Annotated in this window: 17 protein-coding genes and 1 tRNA gene; 4 read left to right on the top strand and 14 right to left on the bottom strand. The window is 50.1% G+C overall.

The features are described from left to right. Window positions 1–49 precede the first annotated feature (49 nt). The 4 genes from PsW64_RS13550 to PsW64_RS13535 form a co-directional block, all read right to left on the bottom strand. Complete coding sequence (locus tag PsW64_RS13550) at window positions 50–1,111, bottom strand: DNA polymerase III subunit delta' (protein ID WP_063302036.1); 1,062 nt, start codon at window positions 1,109–1,111, stop codon at window positions 50–52. Between the two features lie 20 nt (window positions 1,112–1,131). Further along, window positions 1,132–1,797, bottom strand: a complete 666-nt coding sequence (tmk, locus tag PsW64_RS13545; protein WP_063302037.1) for a dTMP kinase — start codon at window positions 1,795–1,797, stop codon at window positions 1,132–1,134. Window positions 1,798–1,849: 52 nt separating this feature from the next. After that, the gene (locus PsW64_RS13540) at window positions 1,850–2,968 is read right to left on the bottom strand and encodes a D-alanyl-D-alanine carboxypeptidase family protein (RefSeq protein WP_063297040.1); all 1,119 of its coding nucleotides are present in this window, start codon (window positions 2,966–2,968) and stop codon (window positions 1,850–1,852) included. A 208-nt stretch (window positions 2,969–3,176) separates the two neighbouring features. Continuing rightward, a complete protein-coding gene (locus PsW64_RS13535) occupies window positions 3,177–4,322 on the bottom strand; it encodes a septal ring lytic transglycosylase RlpA family protein (RefSeq protein ID WP_063288749.1) in 1,146 nt (381 codons plus the stop codon). A gap of 306 nt (window positions 4,323–4,628) precedes the next feature. Here PsW64_RS13535 and PsW64_RS13530 point away from each other — a divergent pair. Together PsW64_RS13530 and PsW64_RS13525 are read left to right on the top strand one after the other, a co-directional pair. Beyond that, window positions 4,629–4,718: transfer RNA gene (locus tag PsW64_RS13530), tRNA-Ser, on the top strand. Between the two features lie 247 nt (window positions 4,719–4,965). Then, window positions 4,966–5,295 (top strand): hypothetical protein, encoded by a 330-nt coding sequence (locus PsW64_RS13525; RefSeq protein WP_063303956.1) that lies wholly within the window; start codon window positions 4,966–4,968, stop codon window positions 5,293–5,295. Between the two features lie 86 nt (window positions 5,296–5,381). On the opposite strand, the gene speB is transcribed toward PsW64_RS13525, so the two are convergent. The 4 genes from speB to speA are packed head-to-tail and all read right to left on the bottom strand — an operon-like array spanning window position 5,382 to window position 10,554. Beyond that, window positions 5,382–6,242: an agmatinase gene (gene speB / locus PsW64_RS13520; RefSeq protein WP_063303955.1), complete on the bottom strand. Its 861-nt coding sequence runs from the start codon at window positions 6,240–6,242 to the stop codon at window positions 5,382–5,384. A gap of 9 nt (window positions 6,243–6,251) precedes the next feature. After that, the gene (gene nspC / locus PsW64_RS13515; protein ID WP_208980773.1) at window positions 6,252–7,460 is read right to left on the bottom strand and encodes a carboxynorspermidine decarboxylase; all 1,209 of its coding nucleotides are present in this window, start codon (window positions 7,458–7,460) and stop codon (window positions 6,252–6,254) included. After that, a complete protein-coding gene (locus tag PsW64_RS13510) occupies window positions 7,432–8,643 on the bottom strand; it encodes a saccharopine dehydrogenase family protein (RefSeq protein WP_063303953.1) in 1,212 nt (403 codons plus the stop codon). The genes nspC and PsW64_RS13510 overlap by 29 nt, the downstream gene beginning before the upstream one ends. Window positions 8,644–8,664: 21 nt before the next feature. Beyond that, window positions 8,665–10,554 carry a biosynthetic arginine decarboxylase gene (gene speA / locus PsW64_RS13505; protein WP_082831109.1) on the bottom strand — a complete coding sequence of 630 codons (1,890 nt, stop codon included), beginning with the start codon at window positions 10,552–10,554 and terminating at the stop codon, window positions 8,665–8,667. Window positions 10,555–10,894: 340 nt separating this feature from the next. On the opposite strand from speA, the gene PsW64_RS13500 reads away from it, so the two are divergent. After that, window positions 10,895–11,314: a helix-turn-helix domain-containing protein gene (locus PsW64_RS13500; protein WP_063303951.1), complete on the top strand. Its 420-nt coding sequence runs from the start codon at window positions 10,895–10,897 to the stop codon at window positions 11,312–11,314. Between the two features lie 676 nt (window positions 11,315–11,990). After that, window positions 11,991–12,287, top strand: coding sequence for a hypothetical protein (locus tag PsW64_RS13495; protein ID WP_153040001.1), 297 nt, complete (start codon window positions 11,991–11,993; stop codon window positions 12,285–12,287). A gap of 88 nt (window positions 12,288–12,375) precedes the next feature. On the opposite strand, the gene PsW64_RS13490 is transcribed toward PsW64_RS13495, so the two are convergent. From PsW64_RS13490 to PsW64_RS13465, 6 genes are read right to left on the bottom strand one after another with little or no spacing between them, the layout of a single operon-like run. Beyond that, window positions 12,376–12,903, bottom strand: a complete 528-nt coding sequence (locus PsW64_RS13490; RefSeq protein ID WP_063303949.1) for a nitrous oxide reductase accessory protein NosL — start codon at window positions 12,901–12,903, stop codon at window positions 12,376–12,378. Further along, window positions 12,900–13,730 (bottom strand): ABC transporter permease, encoded by an 831-nt coding sequence (locus PsW64_RS13485; protein ID WP_063303948.1) that lies wholly within the window; start codon window positions 13,728–13,730, stop codon window positions 12,900–12,902. The genes PsW64_RS13490 and PsW64_RS13485 overlap by 4 nt, the downstream gene beginning before the upstream one ends. A gap of 4 nt (window positions 13,731–13,734) precedes the next feature. Beyond that, window positions 13,735–14,655 carry an ABC transporter ATP-binding protein gene (locus tag PsW64_RS13480; protein WP_063303947.1) on the bottom strand — a complete coding sequence of 307 codons (921 nt, stop codon included), beginning with the start codon at window positions 14,653–14,655 and terminating at the stop codon, window positions 13,735–13,737. Further along, window positions 14,652–15,926, bottom strand: a complete 1,275-nt coding sequence (locus tag PsW64_RS13475) for a nitrous oxide reductase family maturation protein NosD (RefSeq protein WP_063303946.1) — start codon at window positions 15,924–15,926, stop codon at window positions 14,652–14,654. The genes PsW64_RS13480 and PsW64_RS13475 overlap by 4 nt, the downstream gene beginning before the upstream one ends. Window positions 15,927–15,939: 13 nt before the next feature. Continuing rightward, a complete protein-coding gene (gene nosZ, locus PsW64_RS13470) occupies window positions 15,940–17,847 on the bottom strand; it encodes a TAT-dependent nitrous-oxide reductase (RefSeq protein WP_057463908.1) in 1,908 nt (635 codons plus the stop codon). Window positions 17,848–17,882: 35 nt separating this feature from the next. Continuing rightward, window positions 17,883–20,090 carry a NosR/NirI family protein gene (locus tag PsW64_RS13465; RefSeq protein ID WP_063303945.1) on the bottom strand — a complete coding sequence of 736 codons (2,208 nt, stop codon included), beginning with the start codon at window positions 20,088–20,090 and terminating at the stop codon, window positions 17,883–17,885. Window positions 20,091–20,660: the final 570 nt, after the last annotated feature.

The following is a 20,660-nucleotide window of genomic DNA, read 5'->3' as shown; positions in this document are numbered from 1 at the left end:
GATCTAAATCTGGAAAGTTCTTTGGGTTTGTGGCCCAAAAAGACGTAGGTCAGCTCGTGCTTGCTTTCCGCAGGTCAACGAGGAAAGACAACACAACTTGCTTGCGATCAAGGTTTAAAGCTTCTGCTGTTGAGGCAGCGCGGCCCACCTTTTCCCACAAGTCAGCCCACCTGACAAGCGCATCCGGCTTTGTGCTTGCATCTTTACGCAGTTGATTGCTCAAGAACGTGCGGGTCAGCTCCAAAAATGTGTTCCACGCGTCTTCTGCACCACGTCCCGAAACTTTATCTGCAAAGCTGTGCGCACGGATCATATCCAGATTGGCGATTGTCTCAACCAAGCCGGTAAACTCCTGCGCGATTTGCAACGCTCCGCCGTTTGCTGCCAATGCGGCCTGACGCAGGCTGCCATCAGCGAGTGTGTGCAGAGCCTGTGTGTTGCCGGATGGAGCGCAGCCCATGTCAGTCAGCGCTTGCTCAATCGTCTGCTCTTCCAGTTTGCGCATGGACAGTTTGCGGCATCTGGAGCGAATTGTTGGCAAAAGACGTCCGGGATTGTGTGAAAGCAGGATAAAGAGCGACTGCTTTGGTGGTTCTTCAAGAATCTTAAGCAGAGCGTTGGCTGCGGACTGGTTCATGTCGTCAGCAGAATCAACAAGGCATATGCGCCAGTTTCCGCCTGCGGCCGTTGATCCAAAGAAGCCTGTGGTCTTACGAACTTCATCAACAGGAAGGTCCCGCTTGAAACGCTTTCCTTTCAAGTCCCATGGGCGCCGCAGATGCAGGAGGTCTGCATGAGAACCTGCGGCAATCATTTGAGAGCTATGGCTTTCTGGTGGAACGTATAGGCTGTTTGCAGCCATCACCGGCGTAGAAAAGCGGTCCGGGTGCTCCAGTATGAAGCGTGCGAAACGAAATGCCAGTGTGGCTTTGCCGATGCCTTTCGGACCGCCAAGGATCCATGCATGATGAAACCGCTGCGATCTGTAGGCATCAAGCAGTTCGGTTTCTGCAAGTTCGTGGCCGTATAGGTTGGATTGCTCGCGTGGAAGCGGAAGGCCTTCGACCTCGTCGAACTCAGGGACTTCTTCGATTATGGAAGCTTTCGCCATACTCACTTTTCCCTGATTGCTTACGGACGGGCCGTATCTTGTTTGATCTGCTCTTCAAAACGGCTTTGGACAGCTTGCCAGATATCTTCAGTCACTTTGTCCTGAGACTGGTCACCATCAATCACAGTGATGCGGTCCGGCTCTTTTCGGGCCATCTCCAGAAACATTTCTTGTCTGCGACGGTGCGTTTCCAAGGTATCTGTTTCAAAGCGATCCGGGCCATCAAATTCGACAGGAGCGGTACGCTTTGAGACGCGGGCCAAGCCGACTTCAGGCGTCACGTTGATCAGCAAGGTCATGTCTGGATTATGACCTGCGATTGCGACCTGTTGCAAGGCTTCTACGGTTTGCGGAGGAACACCGGATTCGCCCTGATAGACGCGTGAGGAATCGGCAAACCGGTCGCACAGGACCCATTTATCGTCATCTAATGCCGGTTTGATCAGTGTGTCGATATGGTCTGCTCGGGCAGCTGCAAAAAGAACTGCCTCAGCCGTTACACCATAATCTTTTGCAGCGCCGGACAGCAGGACTTCGCGAACGAGTTCAGCGCCTTGAGAGCCGCCCGGTTCACGTGTGGTGATTGCTTCAATGCCTCTGGCCGCGAGTTTGTCGCGTAAGCGCTGAATTTGAGTAGACTTACCGGCGCCTTCGCCGCCCTCAAAACTGATAAAAATACCCGACAACGTCGAACAGGCCTCCAAGACCTACGGAGTTCAATAGTTCTGAAATCCGGTGCTAGAACAACTGGTAGAAGAACTCGCCTAGCGCGTCCCAAGCACGGCCTTGCAGGTCTCCCATGGCTACATCCTCTCCTGTAACCAGTGTTGCCCGATAAATCACGTCATTTTTGGAAAGAACCTGCAGTTCTCCAACTTCCATTCCCTCTTTAATCGGTGCGGGTATGGGGCCATTGTAAACAACGCGCAGTTGGTATTTGTCTTTTTCGTTGGGATTGATAAGCGTTGCGACGGCATCATTTGTCTTCAGGGAGACTGTTGTTCTTTTGCCGCCATACACTTGTGCATCGCTGACAAGATCGCCTTTGCGGTAAAACTGTTCGAGCTTAAGGCCGGAAAAAGATGGCAGCAATAGAGTTTTCATGTCCTGAACACGGTCTTGCATTGTCGGTGAGGCTGCAATAGCGGCTACATAGCGACGACCGTTGCTGTCGAGTGTTCCAAGTGCTGCAAAACCTTCTCTCTCAGAGAAGCCAGCTCCGAACCCGTCCAGTCCTTCAATATCCCGAATGAGGGGGTTTTTATTGCGCTGTGTGATCTTGTTCCACGTAAAGCGGTCCATGGAAAACACAGAATGTAGTTCAGGCTCATGTTCCAAGACATACGCCGCTAAGATTGTCAGGTCTTCCAGTGTCGTTTTGTGGCTCTCCTCAGGGAAGCCGGTCGGATTGGTGAAATTAGAATTTTCCATTCCAATGGACTTGGCGAGCTTGTTCATCTCCCGCGCAAAGTTGGCTTCACTGCCGGCCAGGCCTTCTGCCAGAATGATTGCGGCATCGTTCGCGCTTTGAACGATGAGGCCATACATTAGATCATTCACGGGGACAGAGGAGTTCAGGCGTGCAAACATGGTGGTAACGCGTGCGGGTGCTCCGCCTGTCCGCCATGCATGTTCACTGACCTTGAATGTGGTTTGCGGTGTGATGTCACCGGCATGCAGTGCCTGCTGCACTGTTACAGCGGTCATGAGCTTGGTCAGGTTAGCTGGCGCAAGCAGAACCTGAGAGTTTTTAGAGAAGATCAATGACTTGTTGGAGAAGTCGTAAAGCGTCGCAGCTTTGGCTTTTATCTCAACAGCATGAGCTGTTGGAGATGCGACTAGAGCGCAGAGCACCATTGCCGCTATCGCTGAAAATCTCCAGCAATCAGGAGATAGCCAGCGCTTAAAGTTGCTTCGAGATTTATGCTGTTTGCACTTCTGCCACCCAACCTGCACGCCTGCGTCTCCCTGAATGTTTTTAGAGAGGCTATGCTACGCCCCATCCCCTAAAACAAACACTAACGCAGGTCAGCAGACTGGGTAAAGCCGTTTAAAACTAAATGACTTAGTGTTTTTGGCCAGTACGAGATTGCAGTAAGTTCTTCAAACCAGTTCCACCTGAAAATGATTTAAATGCTTCATGCGCACTGTTGAGCCTTTGCTGTGACGTATAGGAGGAAACTGCATTTCCGCTCTGGAACGTTGGCGCACTGCCACTTGTTGGTGTTTTGTAAACACCTGAACTTGGTGGTGGAAGGAGTGAGCTGCCAAAGGACGTTGAAACTGGCTGTGCGGCAATCGCAGGTTTGGGCGCATTCGGGTTTGCGTTTGTCGCAAGGGCGCTGTTGATGCGGTTCTTGAAGCTGGATATGGATGCGACTTGTGTCGTGCTCAAGTTACGTTCGTAGACCACAGCAGGATCGAGCTGGCTGGAATTGAACGCCAACACATTTTGTGCCGCATAAATTGGAGTGTCGTATGGCCTGCTTTTTGGCATTGGAGCCGGGCCGGAAATGCGTTTCACAGGATTTGCAAAGGCAAACATGGTCTGAGGTGCAGAGTTCCCGCCGTTCCAGTTTCCGCCATTGCCAGAATAAGATGCCAGTAGCTTCTTCTCATCCTGTCCGTGAAGAGGTGCGCGGCTAACGTATTCAACACGAACCTTTGCAACGCCGCTGGATTTGGTGCCCAACATTCCAGCAACGCGCTCAGACAGATCAATCACGCGATTATCGTGGAATGGTCCACGGTCATTCACGCGCACAATCATGGAGCGACCATTTTGCAGGTTTGTCACCTTAGCATAGCTTGGTAGAGGCATTGTTGGATGCGCTGCTGTCAGTGCATTACGATCAAAGATTTCGCCGTTTGCTGTTTTGCGACCATGGAAGGTTGGACCATACCATGATGCCTTACCGGTTTTCTTGTAGTTATCGTCCCTTTTGGGATAATACCACTTGCCAGCCACTTTATACGGTTTGCCGACAACAGCGCGCCCGCCTCCTTTAGGAACTGGCTTAGTGCCTTTCACCACACGAGGACTTGCAGCCACGCCGTACTTCTTTTCACTGAACTTCACTTTGTCTGTGCCGCCGCCACAGGCTGCAATACCTGCGCACAAGGCAACTACAGATATGCTAGTCGCTACACGTTTGATCGTTTCGGGAGCTGGTGCTTTCACCGAATAGCCCCAATTCAGTAAAGAAGTCATACCGTTGTTACTCACTACATGTTCGGCACTGACGGATTTCAGTCTGGTTGAGCAAAAACACCCGAGCTCACTACAAACTGAACCAATATTAAAAAGATAGCCGATAAACCTTAACTGAATCCGATCAAAATGTCTCCACAAGAAAGAGAGATTCTTACCAAGGCTAACTTCCTTAGGGGAAATAGCGGTTTTGGTGGGACTGTTTGATTCCGCTGTGAAAAAAGTAAATTCAGGCTGTGGAACAAGTTTTTCGCCGGCTTGACTTTGGAGGCCGCATGAACCAAATAGAGCCCACACCACACAGCCGGAGAGGTGGCAGAGTGGTTGAATGCACTGGTCTTGAAAACCAGCGGGCGTGGAAGCGTCTCGTGGGTTCGAATCCCACCCTCTCCGCCATCTATCTTTATGATAGATAAGCAAAAAGAGCCCATCTTTATGGTGGGTTTTTTGTTGTCCGGAATCTGAAAATTAACTTCCAGATTAGACTGTTTCCCATAAAACCTGCCTGATTTCACGCTCCATACGGCCTGTTGCAGGTTGCGCTTACATTCTGAATGGCTAAAGAACACCTCCGCGAGATCTGCTGAATGGACAGCTGAATACAGCGACGCCAGACTGTTATTTTCTCTATGGGGATTTTTACATGAAGCGATTGATTTTAGCTGGTGCCTTCACCTGCTTGTTTGTGTTGCCTGTTGCTGCGCAGACGGCTGAGGAGAGGATCAAAGAAATTTTTCTCGTCGATACTATGGATAATTTTTGTGATATCGGCATCAATCACCAGCGGACACTGGATTACATTCGAGACAATAAGCTCAAAGCGACACCGCATTATATTGTGCTGGTTCAGGAAAGTATTCGACTTGCTGGAGAAGTGCAGCACACTCTGGAAGATGCAGAGGAAGATGCGAACGGGGTTGTATGTATCCAACTGAGTGAGCGAGCAAAAGAGCTGGGCCTGGTGGCCAAGTGATCTGGAACCCCCATGTATAATTTCATAAAAAAAGAGCTGCAATTTTGTAATCGCAGCTCTTTGTGTATTTTGAGTAAGCTGTATTTTTAGCCCTGGTGGATCAAGGCTGCAGCCATCAAGCGATAGGTGATCTGAGCTGCTGTGAAGTCCCATGCAGCATTTCCATCTGGTGCCAGCTCAACCACGTCAAGGCCAACGCATTTTCGGCCCTTTAGTGCATGCTCTACCAGATGCAGGGATTGGTAATATCCAAGACCTCCGGGCACGGGCGTGCCTGTTGCTGGCATCTGGGAGGGGTCGAGACCGTCCACATCGAAGGAGATGTAGATGTGCTCTGGAAAATCCTCAGGTAGATCGACGGCATGCAATCCTTTGGTGACCAACTCTTCCGCATCAACAAAGAAAACTTTGTTGTCTTTCCGGCTGTCTATTTCTTGCTGGCAGAGTGCGCGTACGCCGAATTGTGCGAGGGAATTCCCCTCTTCTACCAGGAGGTTCATGACAGAAGCGTGGGAGTGTTTTTCGCCTTGATAGGCGATGCGCAGGTCTGCGTGAGCGTCCACCTGCACAATGCCAACCGGTTTGCCGAGCGCACGGGCAACGCCTGAGACCGCGCCGTAAGACAGCGAGTGTTCGCCGCCCAGTGTGACTGGAATTTTACCGGCTTTGACGGCGTCTTCCGTACGCTGAGCGAGGCGCTCCATGACGTCTGGCAGAGGTCCATCGCAGTCGACTGATGCTTGCGTTGCAATGCCGGAGGCGCATGGCTCAACGCCATTACAGCCACGTTCCAATTCATTACTTGCCTCAATGATAGCTTCGGGGCCTTTGATAGTACCTGAGCCGTAAGAGACGGTGCGTTCCAGTGGGGCCGGAATAATTGTAAAGAGAGCGTCTTCTGCTTTGCGTTCTGCTTCAGTCAGCTCACTGTCAAGAAAAACAGACATTTCGTACCTTTAGGAAAGACGGTTCAGGAAGTCGTTGTAGGAGAACTCGCGAATGATTTTAAGATCATCGCTTTCAGAGTTCCAGAGCGCGATTGCTGGCAGGGGAACACCGTTGAAGGTGTTGGTTTTCACCATGGAATAGTGAGCCTGATCGAGGAATGCAAAGCGATCACCAATATTCAGCGGCGCTGTTCGGGTGTAATCGCCGATCACGTCACCTGCGAGGCAGGATGGGCCGCCAAGGCGGTATGTGTGCCCCTCCTCCACTTCATCCAGCATGGCCGGGCGATAGGGAGCTTCAATCACATCCGGCATATGGCAGGTTGCTGAAATGTCGACAATTGCCAGATTCATGGTGTTCTGGGGCAGATCCAGCACTTCACCCACCAGAATGCCAGCATCCAGAGCAACTGCTTCGCCCGGTTCCAGATAAACTTCCAGCCCGGTTGTTGCCCGCACATCCTTAACGAAGGCAATCAGCGCTTCGCGGTCGTAGTCTTCACGGGTGATGTGGTGACCACCGCCGAAGTTGATCCACTTCAGCTGATTAAAATATGGCGCAAGCTTGTCTTTTACTGCTTCCCATGTGCGCTGGAGTGGCTCAAACTCCTGTTCACACAGCGTGTGCATGTGAATGCCATCGACGCCGTCCAATACCTCTGCATTTAACTGCGAGATGGGAAAGCCCAGGCGAGAGCATGGGGCGCATGGGTCGTATTTTGCAACCTCGCCTTCAGAGTGCTCAGGATTGATGCGCAGACCCACATCGACTTTGTGTCTGGCAGCGCGGACGTTTGGCAGAAAACGGTCTTTTTGAGCAGGAGAGTTGAAGATCATATGGTCGGTGTAGCCAATGATTTCATCAATCTCGCTTGCTTTATAACCAGCGCAAAATGTTGCAACTTCTCCGCCGTATTGTTCGCGGGCAAGGCGTGCTTCATAAAGGCCTGAGGCGCAGGTGCCTTCCAGATATTCGCGCACCACAGGGGCCAGTGCGAACATGGAAAAGGCCTTCAGCGCGGAAAGAACGTGCGCGCCAGAGCGATCAGCCACGTCTTTAAGCACAGAAAGGTTGCGGCGGACCGCAACCTCATCAACGACGAAACAGGGACTTGGGACCCGGGAGAGATCAAATGTCCTGAACGCTCCCGCATCGCCAGCCTGCGTCTGCATCATGTCAGCCATCAGCTTAGAACTGAACCGGGCCGTCGAGCTCATGCACCTGCCAGGGCAGGCCGTGCTCGTTCAGCATGTCCATGAAGTTATCCGGATCCAGCTGCTCCATGTTCCAAACACCCGGCTCGTTCCAGTTCCCTTTCAGGATCTGTGCTGCACCAATCATTGCCGGAACACCAGTGGTGTAGGAAACAGCCTGCGAGCCAACCTCTGCATAACACTCTTCGTGGTCACAGATGTTGTAGATGTAATAGGTTTTCTCGCCGGAGCCGTCTTTCGCCTGACCGGTTGCAATGTCGCCAATGCAGGTTTTGCCTTTTGTCAGCTCGCCCAGATCGCTTGGGTCCGGCAGAACTGATTTCAGGAATTGCAGCGGGATAATTTCCTTGCCGTCATGCATGACTGGCTCAATTGAGGTCATGCCAATGCCTTCAAGCACGCGGACGTGGTTGATGTAAGCATCGCCGAACGTCATCCAGAAACGCGCCCGTTCAATCTCGGAAAAGTGCGTTTTCATGCTTTCCAGTTCCTCATGGTACATGAGGTACATGTTTTTCTCGCCAACACCCGGGAAGTCGAAAGCAACTTTGTGGGTCATCGCAGGTGAACTGACCCAGTCGCCTTGTTCCCAATGGCGTGCATCTGCTGTTACTTCACGGATGTTGATTTCCGGGTTGAAGTTGGTTGCAAATGCCTTGCCGTTGTCGCCGCCGTTACAATCAAGAACGTCAATCTGGCGGATGGTGTCAAGCTTGTGCTTTTTCAGCCATGTTGCAAAAACGGAAGTAACCCCCGGATCGAAACCAGAGCCGAGGATCGCAGTTAGGCCAGCCTCTTTGAAGCGCTCCAGATAGGCCCACTGCCAGTGGTATTCGAACTTTGCTTCGTCTTCCGGCTCGTAGTTTGCGGTGTCCAGATAGTTGATGCCAGCTTCCAGACAGGCATCCATCAGCTTCAGGTCCTGATACGGCAGTGCCAGGTTCACCAGCAGCTCTGCGCCGCTCTCTTTGATGAGGGCAACAACTGCTGCAACGTCCATCGCGTCAACTTCAGCTGTCTTGATGGTAACGCCGGTCTTTGCCTTCACGCTTGTTGCAATGTCATCGCATTTAAACTTGCGACGAGATGCCAGCGTGACCTCAGAAAAGATATCCGAATTCATTGCCATTTTGTGTACGGCTGCGGAGGAAACACCGCCTGCGCCGATTACCAGAGTCTTACTCATGCCTATTCCCCGGTCCTTGGATTATTCGTAGTAAGTGTAGCCGTTGATGCTGTCGCGGTAAGCGGCAACCAACGTGCGTCGATCAGCGTTCTTCAGTGTGCCAGCGGAGACCGCCTCATCGATAAGCTTGCGGAAAGCGTCTACGCAATCGCGTGGATCATATTCCACATAGGAAAGAACCTGCGAGATTGTATCACCTTCAACTTCCTGAAGCAGATCAAATCCGCCATCAGCGCGCAGGTCAATGGTTGCCACATTGGTATCGCCAAACAGGTTGTGCAGATCACCCAGCGTTTCCTGATAAGCACCAACAAAGAAAACGCCAAGATAGTATGGCTTGCCTTCTTCGAGCGTATGGACCGGCAAAGATGGTGAGATGCCGTCCGCCAAAATGAACTTGTCTACTTTACCATCACTGTCACAGGTGATGTCAGAAAGAACAGCACGGCGATCCGGTGCTTCATTCAGGCGTTGTAGTGGCACAATCGGATGAAGCTGATCGATGGCCCAAACGTCTGGCAGGGACTGGAACAAAGAGAAGTTGCAGTGGTAGATATCCGCCACCTTCTCAAGCTGCTCGTCGATCTCGGGAGCAACGCCTGTCGGCGGCGCCAGCTCTTTAATCTTGGACATCAAATGCAGGTAAATGCGCTCGGAACGACCCATCTGGCGCAGGTCGATATACCCCCGGCGGAAGAGCGCACGCAGCTCATTGCGGTAGAATGAGGCGTCGTTCAAACATTCCTGAAGCCGTTCTGCGCTAAGATACCCCTCAACAGCTGCAAGATCAGCAACCATGTGGTGATCGTCTTTTTTAGGCTCAGGTGCAGTAGGCGCATCAAACAGCGTTGCTTCAAGGACATTGAAGAGCAGCATTGAAGAGGTCGCGACAACGGCACGACCACTTTCAGTGATCAATGTGGGGTGCGTGAGTTCTGCCTCATCCATTGCATAAGCAACGGTCTCCACCACATTGGCGCAGTATTCCTCAACCGAGTAGTTGGTCGAGTTTTCAATCGCCTTCTTCTCACCGGTGTAATCAACCCCAAGGCCACCACCGAGATCAAGATGGGTGAGCTCGGCCCCTTCCCTTGTCAGCTCGACAAAGTAACGACAGGCTTCACCAACTGCACGGCGTACGTCATTAACATCAGGAACCTGCGAGCCAAGATGAGAGTGCTGCAACTTCAGGCAGTGCAAGAGTTTCGCATCGCGCAGTTTGTCAATCACTGAGACCAGCTGATCAGTGTTCATGCCAAATGTGGAGCGATCGCCAGAGCTTTCTTCCCACTTGCCGCCAATCTGGTTCGTCAGTTTAACGCGCACACCGAGCAAAGGCTCCTCACCCAGCTCCTCAACCACACTGATAACGGTATCGAGTTCTTTCGGGCTTTCCAGCACGATGATAGTGTTGAAACCCAGTTTGCGGGAAAGAATTGCAAGACGAATGAACTCTTCGTCTTTAACACCGTTACAAACAATGAGAGCTTCTTTAGGCAAGCGGTGCGCAAGCGCAATAACAAGCTCAGGCTTGGAGCCTGCTTCAAGACCGTAGGAGTATGGACGGCCAAATTCAACGATACGATCGATAACCTGCGCCTGCTGGTTGACCTTGATCGGGAAAACACCGCGATATTTGCCTTTATAGCCGACGCGATTGATTGCATCTGCCATGGAATTGTTGATGTGAGCGATTTCGTTTTGCAGGAACGAACTTACGCGCAGCAAAAGTGGAGAATGGATACCACGTTGTTCAAGGTCGTGAACGATCTCCGGCAGACTCACCTTGGGAGCGTCCGGCATCAAAGGATTACTAAGTGCTATATCGCCGTTTGGCAGCACAGAGAGAAGATCTTTACCCCAGCGTCCCATACCATAGACGGCATGGGCAGTACCTTGATTATTTGGCAACCATTTATCCCCTTCCAGAATTAATTTCGCCCCATTTACTCATGGTCTACCCATCTGACAAGCCCAATATTGGTGTTCTAAACATCAGAGGTGGGAGAACAGGTGCACAAGTCACTTTTTGCTGAAACTAAAACTACAATCTAAAATTTTGGTGGGAGTGCTGTTTCAGCAATTTTAAAGAGGAGGAAGATTGGCTAAAGACAATGCAGTAGGCAGCTCCCCTAATTTCTTGCGGATATCTCATTTGCTTATTTATTTGCGACCAATCTAGTCATAGATTAATTGCACTAACTGGAATACTTCTCCACGGGACTATGTTTTTAGCGACTGCAGAGCAACCATGACTTGGCAACAGCGGCTTCAAAAACTAAGAAAACAGAATGATCTGACGGTCAAAGATTTAGCTCGACGTGCAAACGTTGGTTATGACAATCTTTATAAGATCGAAAAAGGTTTAATAGATAATCCGCGTGGTGATACTCTGGGGAAATTGGCACTAGCACTCGGTGTCAACGAACAGTTTCTTCGTTTCGGAATTCACGGTGTTAATGATGTCGACTTTATAGAAGACACTGAGATTCTAAGTGAGATGGAAGGGCATGTGAAGCAGACTGATCTGGATTTAATCGATCAGGCGTGGACCCAGGCATTAGAAATCGAAGCACAGGTGTATGGCTCGGGTAGCAAAGGACCTATGAATTTCGTTTCCATGATGTTTGCTCGTATTTATCACGAGATGCTGAAACGAAATGAGCAATAAGACGCATTTACTTGCGGCCTTGCCGACACTTTGGCGCTGTTGTTAGAAGTTCAAAGTCTTTTTCCAAACAACTTGTTATATCACGCTCTAAATTGAATATCGTGTCAATCTCTTTTCGACAATGTCGTTTCGAGTTCACTTCCTTCAGTTTAATCTTCTCAGTGAATGTGAGTGCTTCACAGTTATTGTTGGGGGAATTTACCTAATTTCTATCTGCCGACATGAAGTTATTCTATCCAATTTTTGACCTAGTGAATTTGACTTAATAATTGTGCATACGTCATGAATGTGTCTTTTCGATCTCATGTATTATTTAATTAAAGTGTTGTATCTTAAAGGTTAAATTGCTTTTTTTTCGTACCTCTGTTTTTCGTCTTTTTAATGTGCATTGCTCAGGTTATTTAAAACTTGAGTTTATTTACCTTTCCAGCTGTTGAAATCTACGATATGGATTTATTATCCAATTCAACTCTAATTTGTGCTCCTTTCCTGATTATGTGAAAGGCGCATAAGGATTGGACATAATCAGATGTTTGTCTGAACTGGTATTTTTACATTTGCTTTTAGTTCTCTAGTTGAAAGAACTCTTATGCCCATCGACTTAAATCGCGCTGAACATTCAAACGAAGTAGATAGTCAACATTCGACTGCGCGGCATGATATTTTTGAGGATCTCTTGAAAACGGCGAGTAAGCATGCTGCAGATGGGAATCCTGAAGTTGATTTTTTGAACTTGCTGACTGCGGATATGTCTTTTGGGGAGCCTGAACTTGGTTCAATCGTTAAGCATAGAAGCACTGAAGAAGTTGGGTTTATTTGCGGTGAAACCACACTCATTTGCGGGCATCGTGCACTCAAATTCAGACCTTTTGACAGCTCCCCAACGGAAAGTGTGACGTGTGATCCTGATGAGCTGATTGTGGTTGGAGATCCGGATCTGAGGGTTGGCTATCCGCAGCGTTGCAAGTACTGAAACAACTTGCCATTCAGTGAAACTGGTTTAGACGCAAAAAACGCTCCATTTCTGGAGCGTTTTGTATTTTCAGATTTTATAGTCTGGGCTAGTTGCTCGACGCATCACTGAGTTCGAACTCAACTGGTTTGAGCACGTACTCATCAGGAATTTCTGTCAGCTTCACAACCTTACCGCCGTTTTCAGAGGAAAACTTCTCAGCACCTGCTTGTGTGCCAAATGGAATTGCCTCTGGTGCCCCCATGCCACCGTTCTGCGTGCTTTCTATAACGAAGTATGCTGCATCGGCATCAACCCAGTTGTTGTTGCCTGGTTGCTCCCAGCTAACTGCGTTGTCCATATCGTTCACATAGATCGCGACGTAATCTTTGGACTCTTCAGGCAACCGTGTGAAGGCGACTGCATCGCGTACCTGCGAGAACCACAGTGGAAACGGGCTACCTGCCAAGTGAATTTGAGCTTTTGGTCCTTCGTGATCCAAAACAGTCATCTGGCAGTAGAAGCCCGCAGCTTCGACGCTAAGTTCCATGGCGACTGGCTTGATGACTTCTTCTTTCTCCTGACACGCTGCCAGAAGCAATGTGACACCAACGACTGCGAACAGTTTCTTCATCATGGGGAAACCCTCTTAAGCAGCAGGATTGCACCAGACATTGCAGCACCTGCAAACACAAAGATGGATGCAAGAGCAACGACTGGCGGGAATGGAAGGCTTTCAGCGACACCTGCCATACCGCCGACCATAGCGTTGGCATCAAGTGCTGAAAGGTTGAACAAGCGGAAGGCATCCGCTGGATTTGCCAGCAGAGCAAATGGGAACACACTGGAAGCAAAGAAGCCTTCGCTATCAGCGACCAGTGCACCTAACAATGCCAGATCGTAAAGCACGATCAGTACCAGCCAAATTCCGATCGCCATTGCAGCTGCTGTCGTCACCTGGCGCACGAGTGCACTAACGATGTACCCGAGAGACAGGAATGCAAAGCCGAGGATGGCTGAGGTTGCGATCAGTCGCGCAAAGTCAATGAAACCACTGGTGTCGCCGCCGCCGGTTGCTGCCAGCATCAATGCGGTTGATCCGTAGCCGAGTGTGAGAGCCAGCATTAGAACGCAGATATGTCCAACAGCCTTGCCAATGAGGAACTCGCTTCGCGTCATTGGTGAAGAGAAGATCAGCAGCAAGGTCCCGCGTTCGATTTCACCTGCAACAGCATCAAAAGCGAGCAGCAGTGCGATCAGCGGAACCAGATAGACTGACAGGCTGGACAGAGAAGCTACAGTGATAGTCATGCGGCTTACATCAAGCGTGCCCGCAGGAGCTGAGCCGAGCAAGGCCAGTGCCATGGAGAACGCGCTCAGGATAACAACAGAAAGTAGGATCCAGCGATTTCGTAAGCCGATCCGGAATTCTTGATGAGCTACAGTGAGGATACGTTGTAACATACCTTTATGCCTCCCCTGCACTATCTTCGAGATCTGCTTTTTCAGAGAAGTGCTTATACACATCATCCAGAGTTGGCAGATGGACATCGATGTCTTCAATCATTGCGCCAAGGCTGGTGACCGCAGCAATTCTTGCGATCTTGTCTTCGTGCGCGCACATGATTTCTACTGAGCGACAATTAACCGGAGTACCACCCAAGCGGTTTGCCAGTTGCTCTGCCGGCTCTTCTTTCGACTTCACCTTGAGGCGGATCGGTAATCTTGCTGCAGTCCGCAAATGGTCGAGCGTATCGTTTGCTACCAATTTGCCTTTGGACATGATCAAGATGCGATCAGTACGTGCTTCCATTTCCGTCAGGGCGTGAGACGACAGCAGTACTGTTGCTCCATTTCCTGAAATCTCAGTCACCAGATCGTAAAAGTTCTGCCGAGAAATAGGGTCAAGGCCACTTGTTGGCTCGTCAAGCAGGACAAGCTTTGGTGTCCCGATCAATGCTTGTGCCAGACCCAAGCGTTGACGCATGCCTTTTGAGTATGTCCCAACGCGGCGGCGTCCTGCTTCTGCAAGACCAACCCGTTCGAGCAAACCAATGGCTTTCTTTGCATTTTCGCCTTTTAGTTTTGCGTAATATTTGAGAACTTCGACACCTGTCAATGTTCTTTGAAAGGCAACAGATTCAGGCAGGAACGCAGTGGATGCGCGTGCTTTGTCACTGCCGGGCTCTGCACCCAAAACTTCAATCCGTCCATCCGTTGGGGTTAGAAAACCAAGTGACATCTTAAAGAATGTCGTTTTTCCTGCCCCATTGTGTCCGAGGAGCGCAACCCTCTCTGCGCTTCCCAGTTCAAAGGAAAGATCTTTTACAGCATCCCGTCCATCGAAGGTCATGCGGACGTTTTCAGCTCGAAGAACTGTATTATTCATCTTCTTGCTCCTACCTTCGGCTTTGCTAACTCTGGTGCATGCATCAGTGGTTTTGTGTCCACGATTCCACCTGGCAAAAGCGCCGGGAACTGAGACTGCGTCCAACTGAGGAGTTGAACCGCAGGACTTCCGGTAAGCAGTTTTGCCGCGGGTTGCGTCCAGAGGATTTGATCGACCATGTCGTTTGGCCGGTAGGCGGTGTCGGCTACTCCGTCTCCGTTCATGTCAAAGGCTGAATGATCGCTCCAGAAGTTTCCACGACCTTCATAGGTCCACTCAAGATGACGTGTGCCCACATATTTGACCTGAGTTTTATTTCCGATGAAAGCATTGTTGGAAAACTTGTTTTTAGCGGAACCTGCCGTGAAATGAACTCCAATCTCACAACGCTCGAACGTGTTCCCGTCGACTTTGTTTTTATTGGCGTTGTACATAAACAAACATTTCTCAGGCGATGCTTTCACATGATTTCCGGTGATTACGGCATTGTTTGCATAGTTCAGCATCAAGCCGTGGTCGCGGTCCCCATCAGAGATGTTGTTTGTGATGGTGAGCTTGTCGGAAAACATAAGAGCGTAGCCAATGTGATTGTCTACTGAGACGTTGTTGGAGATAGTCCCTTTGTTGCCATACATATAATGCACAGCAAAGCGTGTGTTTTCGAAATAATTATTTCTCAGAGTATCGTTTGGACTGGTGTTTACGAAAATACCGTCACGGCCATATTTGATGGTGTTGAACTCCACGACAAGTCGTGGTGAGTTCCAGACATATATGCCGTTTCCGCGCTCGTTGGGGCGCAGATCGCGACGTCCTTCAATCAGGTTATCGGCAACGTAAGCATCATCTGGGCCGTGCGCATCCACACCCACCAGATTGTTGAGGAACTTATTGCCTGTAATTCGGGCACGATCTGCTTTTTTTGTCAGCTTCACGCCTGAATCGATTGTTTGGTTGGAAAGACCTGAACCGGTAATGACCAGTCCATCGACGACCACATCTGGTGCTTCGACAGTTATTACTGAGCCTTTGCCATTGCCTTTAAGCTCTGCGCCTGGCTCTCCTTTAAGCACCAAAGACCGATCGATGATGATCGGTCCCTGATGAATTCCAGCAGAAAGGCGCAAAACGTCTCCGTCCTGCGCCTTATCTAAGGCGCGGGCTAAGGCATCAGGCTGTGCAGGAACAGTGATTTCAGCGGCGTGAGCAGAAACGCTCACGCCAACCAAAGCCGTCGCTCCCAGCAATGTTTGCCAGAACAACCTTTTCATGCCCGCTGCTCCCTTATGCGTCGCGAGGCTCAACGAACATACGGCCGCGCATTTCCATGTGCAGTGCATGACAGAACCACTGGCAGTAGAACCAGTGAACACCTGGACGCTCAGCAATGAAGGTCACAGAAGCTGTTGCCTGAGGAGCAACTTCCATTGCTACACCGTAATTGGAAATACAGAAGCCATGTGTCAGATCGTCAATGTCATCAATGTTGGTGACGTAAACAGTGACTTCATCGCCCTGCTTCACGGTGAACTTCTCAAGAGAGAAGGTTGGAGCTGCAGAGTGCATGTAAACGCGAACTTTGTTGCCATCGCGAATTACGTGTTCTGCTTCTTCCAGATCAACACCGTCTGCTTTTGCCTGTGCAACTGCATCAGCGAATGTTGGGTCGTTACGATCCCAAACAGAAGCTGGATTCACGAGAGAACGGTGAACGATGATGACGTCATGTGGCTCAGCGAATGTTGGGCCGTCATGAACGATCTTCATTTCGTCGCCAGAAATATCGATCAGCTGCTCGTTTTCAGGCTTCAAAGGACCAACGTTCAAGAAGCGGTCTTTGGAGAACTTGTTCAGGGAAACAAGCCACTTACCGTCCGCGTCCAGAGTTTCACCCATGGAAGTGTGGTTGTGGCCTGGTTGATAAGCGACATCAATCTTGGAATGGATTGGGTCGATATCTTCACCAGCGTACTGACGGATCGCTTTGTCGATGTCCCACTTCACCATCTGGCTGTCGAGGAACAGTGTGGTGTATGCGAAACCGCGGTTATCGAATGCTGTGTGGAGAGGGCCAAGACCCAGCTCAGGTTCTGCAACAACTGCGGAACGTGGATCTGCACCGTCAAACACTGCATCCAGCTTGTCCACGTCGATAACGGAAACTGTTGGAGACAGTTTACCAGCGATCATAACGTGTTTTTTGTCTGGGCAAGTGTTGCAGCCGTGTGGGCTGTTCGGCACTGGAACGTATGCGGTGTACTTGGAGCCTTTACGGCCATCAAGAACAGGCACACCATTCAGCATTTCGTAGTCGCCGTTTTTGACGCCTTCTTCAATGCGCTTGATGTTGAAGACAACGCAGTGGTCCATTTCGGACGCAGTCATCTCGGCCAGATTGGTACCCATTTCTGAGTTGTAGCTGGTTGAGAATGCATATTTACCCTGATAGTCCGCATCGCAGTTATCAAGGTTACCGGATACAATCACCTGCCATGCCACTTCCATGGTATCGCCGTCAATCGCGGTAAAGATGCAGGTATATTCTTCAGGCTTATCAAGGATCTTACCATCGTTTACGAGTGGAGCTTCGTGCTCACCGTTTGCGAAGACATAACCTGTACGAGGCCATTTTTGAGGGCGTAGACCATGGATGTCGTGCGCGTTTGGCACTTCGATGATCTTGTCTGCTTTCATCACGTCAAGACGAATACGTGCAACACGAGTATTTGCTTTATCGTTCATGAACAGGTAGCGGCCATCATATTTGCCGTCAGTGAAGGACATATGTGGGTGGTGAAGGTCACCGTTGTCATATGTGTCCATATTATGAGCTGCAAGGAACTCTTTGGTTTCTGGCAGCAGGTTTTCTGTCAGAATTTTTTTGGATTCGTTGGTCTGGCCCCAACCGGTTGCGGAACAACGGTTGAACACAGGAACGCGCATCAGTTCACGCATGGATGGGATGCCCAGAATGCGCAGCTCGCCTGCCTGACCAGAAGACCAGAAGCCGTAGTATTCGTCCAGGTCGCCCGGAGCAACGTGGAAATCGTTACCTTCAGCTGCCTGTGCAGCAGTGATGCCACCAGTAGCGCCAGCAACTGCCACTGCGCCCAGACCCGCAACAGCGGCTGTTTTAGCAGTACCACCGAGCAATGCGCGGCGTGACAGACCTGTCTCTTTTCTATCAGTCATGAAAGTCTCCCTTGATACTTTCTAGTAGATTTGGCCTAAGCCGGTTGTTTGACGGAAGTGCCCTTTTCCGTCTTTGAAATACCCGTCTGCGCTTCGAACTTCTTGCGCTTGGCAAGCTTCTTGATGCAGACCGGACATTTGTCGTCGCTCTGATACAGAACCTGACAGTGCAGGCAGTTCAGGCATTCGTTTGGATTGATGTTGCCCTCTGGGTGGATCGCTCCAACCATGCAGTCCTTCTCGCAACGTGCGCATGGATTGCCGCACTCTTTGTAGCGCTTCAGCCAGTCGAACATGCGTAGGCGTGCTGGAATGGCGAGCGCTGCACCAAGTGGACAGAGGTAACGGCAGTAGAACCGCTCGATAAACAGACCCGCGGTCAAGAGTGCCACAGCGAACAGGACAAACGGCCATCCGCGCTGGAACTTCAAAATGATTGCGGTCTTGAATGGTTCAACCTCTGCATAATGCTCAGCAACTGCCAAGGAGTAGAGTGACAAGCCAAACAGAGCGAGGAAGATCATATACTTCACGGCCCAGAGGCGTTCATGCAATCCCCAAGGCAGTGAAATTTGAGGAACTTTGAAGAACTTAGCGATCCGATTGGTTAGCTCCTGAAGCGCGCCAAACGGGCAGAGCCAGCCGCAATATGCACCACGACCCCAGAAGATGAGTGCTGCTGCAACAGCAAACCACAGCAGGAACACAAGTGGATCCATCAGGAACGCAGTCCAGCTGAATTCTGTCGTCAGCGCTGAGAAGAGTGCCAGAACGTTCACAACAGAGAGCTGCGCATTTTCCATCCAGCCCAACCAGACCAAAACGAAGGTTAGGAAGCCAATACGGAACCAGAAGGTAAATTTCTCTGATTTAGCAACCTGCATCTGGAAGAAGAAAACGCCTGTCAGGATTGTAAGGGCAATGCCTAGTATTGCGATATCAACCTGACGATCATTCCAAATGCGCTGCCAAAGCTCTACGCGGCCTTCTTCTGCAGGAGCGGCAACTACGCCTTCTCTATTTCCTGCATCTGCTGCAGCAACCGGTGCATTCTCTACCTTCTTCAAGTATTGCTGCGGCAACTGATAGCCCAGATCAAATGTCAGGAAGGTTTTCTCAATCGCACCAATTGTACGGTGTACGAGAAGCTGCAGTCGGAATGGTTTACTTGGATCGAAACCGGAGTCTGCAGGAATGGTGAACATGTCCAGTTCTTTAAACGTTGGCGCAGCATCTGCAGCCACAACGCCGAGACGTTTGTGTTGACGGTCTCTGAAGCGGACTGAAATGTCATCCTGGATCAGCTGAATACGATCAAAGATGCCACCACGTACGTAGCCTGTGCCTTTGAAAGAATAACGACCACGACCAAGGACCACGATTGCGTGTTCACCTTCTTTAAGGCGATTTTTCAGATTGGCATACTCTGCGTCTCCCAGGATCGTACGACCTACAGTTGGGACGTCAGCAAGCGCCATAAACATATCGACGTAAGAGTCGGTTTCTGGTCCCTTCTCTGGACGTTTGATGGCTTTAGGATTGCCCTGCTCTACAAATGCGGCGTTGACTTGGCCCACATCCAGCGTCAGACGACGGATAGAACCATCACCAGTCATTGTCATCCAGTCAGAGACTTCTGCTTTGTCTAGATCTATGACAAATTTTGGACCAGTGTCAGCAGCAGCACCTTTCAGGCCACCAAGTCCGAGGGTGCGCGCCACTTTCAGGCTTGCTCTCACGACGGAGTCATCAATCACCATAATGGTGACGGTCGCGCCGGAGATGATATCCAGCTCGTGAGCAGACCCGCCCTGCTCTGCTTCTTTCTTGATATCGAGACCAGCATAATTCTCGGTGATCTTTTTGATCTCGCTATCAGGGATACCAATCAGAACGATTGGTTCTGCGTGCTTTACCAGCTGAACGCTCGTGAGCATCCCTTCAGGATTGATACCAACCAACGTATCAATAGGCTTGCCAGAATATCCTGTTGTGGAAACGAGATCGGTGGTTAGGAAGATCCAACCTAAAACGTCATCTCCGGCCATTGCTGGCAACACTGCGATGTCCTCGTGCAGCGCGCCATACCTGTCGGCCTTAGGAAAGAACTTTGTGACCTCAACTTTTTTGGCAAAGTCGAGAACACGGTTTGAAGAGTCCGACGCAGCTATCGCGTAGTTCGACGCACTGAGAAAGAACGTAAGTATTAGAAGGAAGACAGTGCGCAACCTGAGAGCTCGCATTTCCGAGAAACCTTATCTCGCATGAAAAATATACATTAAGTAGGTGCGCTTATTCGGAGGTGAGTTCTTTGCGGCAGATCAAAAAGCAAACTCCGCTAATCGATCAAAACACGCATCTCCACAGTATTTAGATATTTCACAACTTTTGATTGATTTTGCGCGTTGGCGCTCTGGGTTGCGGGATTTTTTATTGTCGTAACTTATTGCTTTTGTACGCATTTAATTGAATAGTCAGCATCGGTGGTGGACACTTAAAACTCATGAATTGGCGTGGAAATACGTAGTCTAATGAGCTTTAGGTTGTAGCTTTACGGAGAAAGCGAGACAATTTGCCCTATGAGGGAAAGTCTGATGATAACTCCCACTCTTAACTTTGAGCGCTCGTACGCGTGAGGCGCATTCTTTGCTGAAGGCACTTAAGTGTAGCCACCTTCTCCTCATGATTGTGAGAGGCGCAAGATGCACACTTGATTCAAATTCAATGCACTGTGTGGAAAATAAAAAAAAAGCGCTTGCGCTAAGCCCCTGCAATCCTTAGAAGACCCCTCACAGGCAGCGACCTAGCGGTCA

Source organism: Pseudovibrio sp. W64, from assembly GCF_001623145.1.
GTDB lineage: Bacteria > Pseudomonadota > Alphaproteobacteria > Rhizobiales > Stappiaceae > Pseudovibrio.
This window is presented reverse-complemented; position numbering and strand designations above follow the sequence as displayed.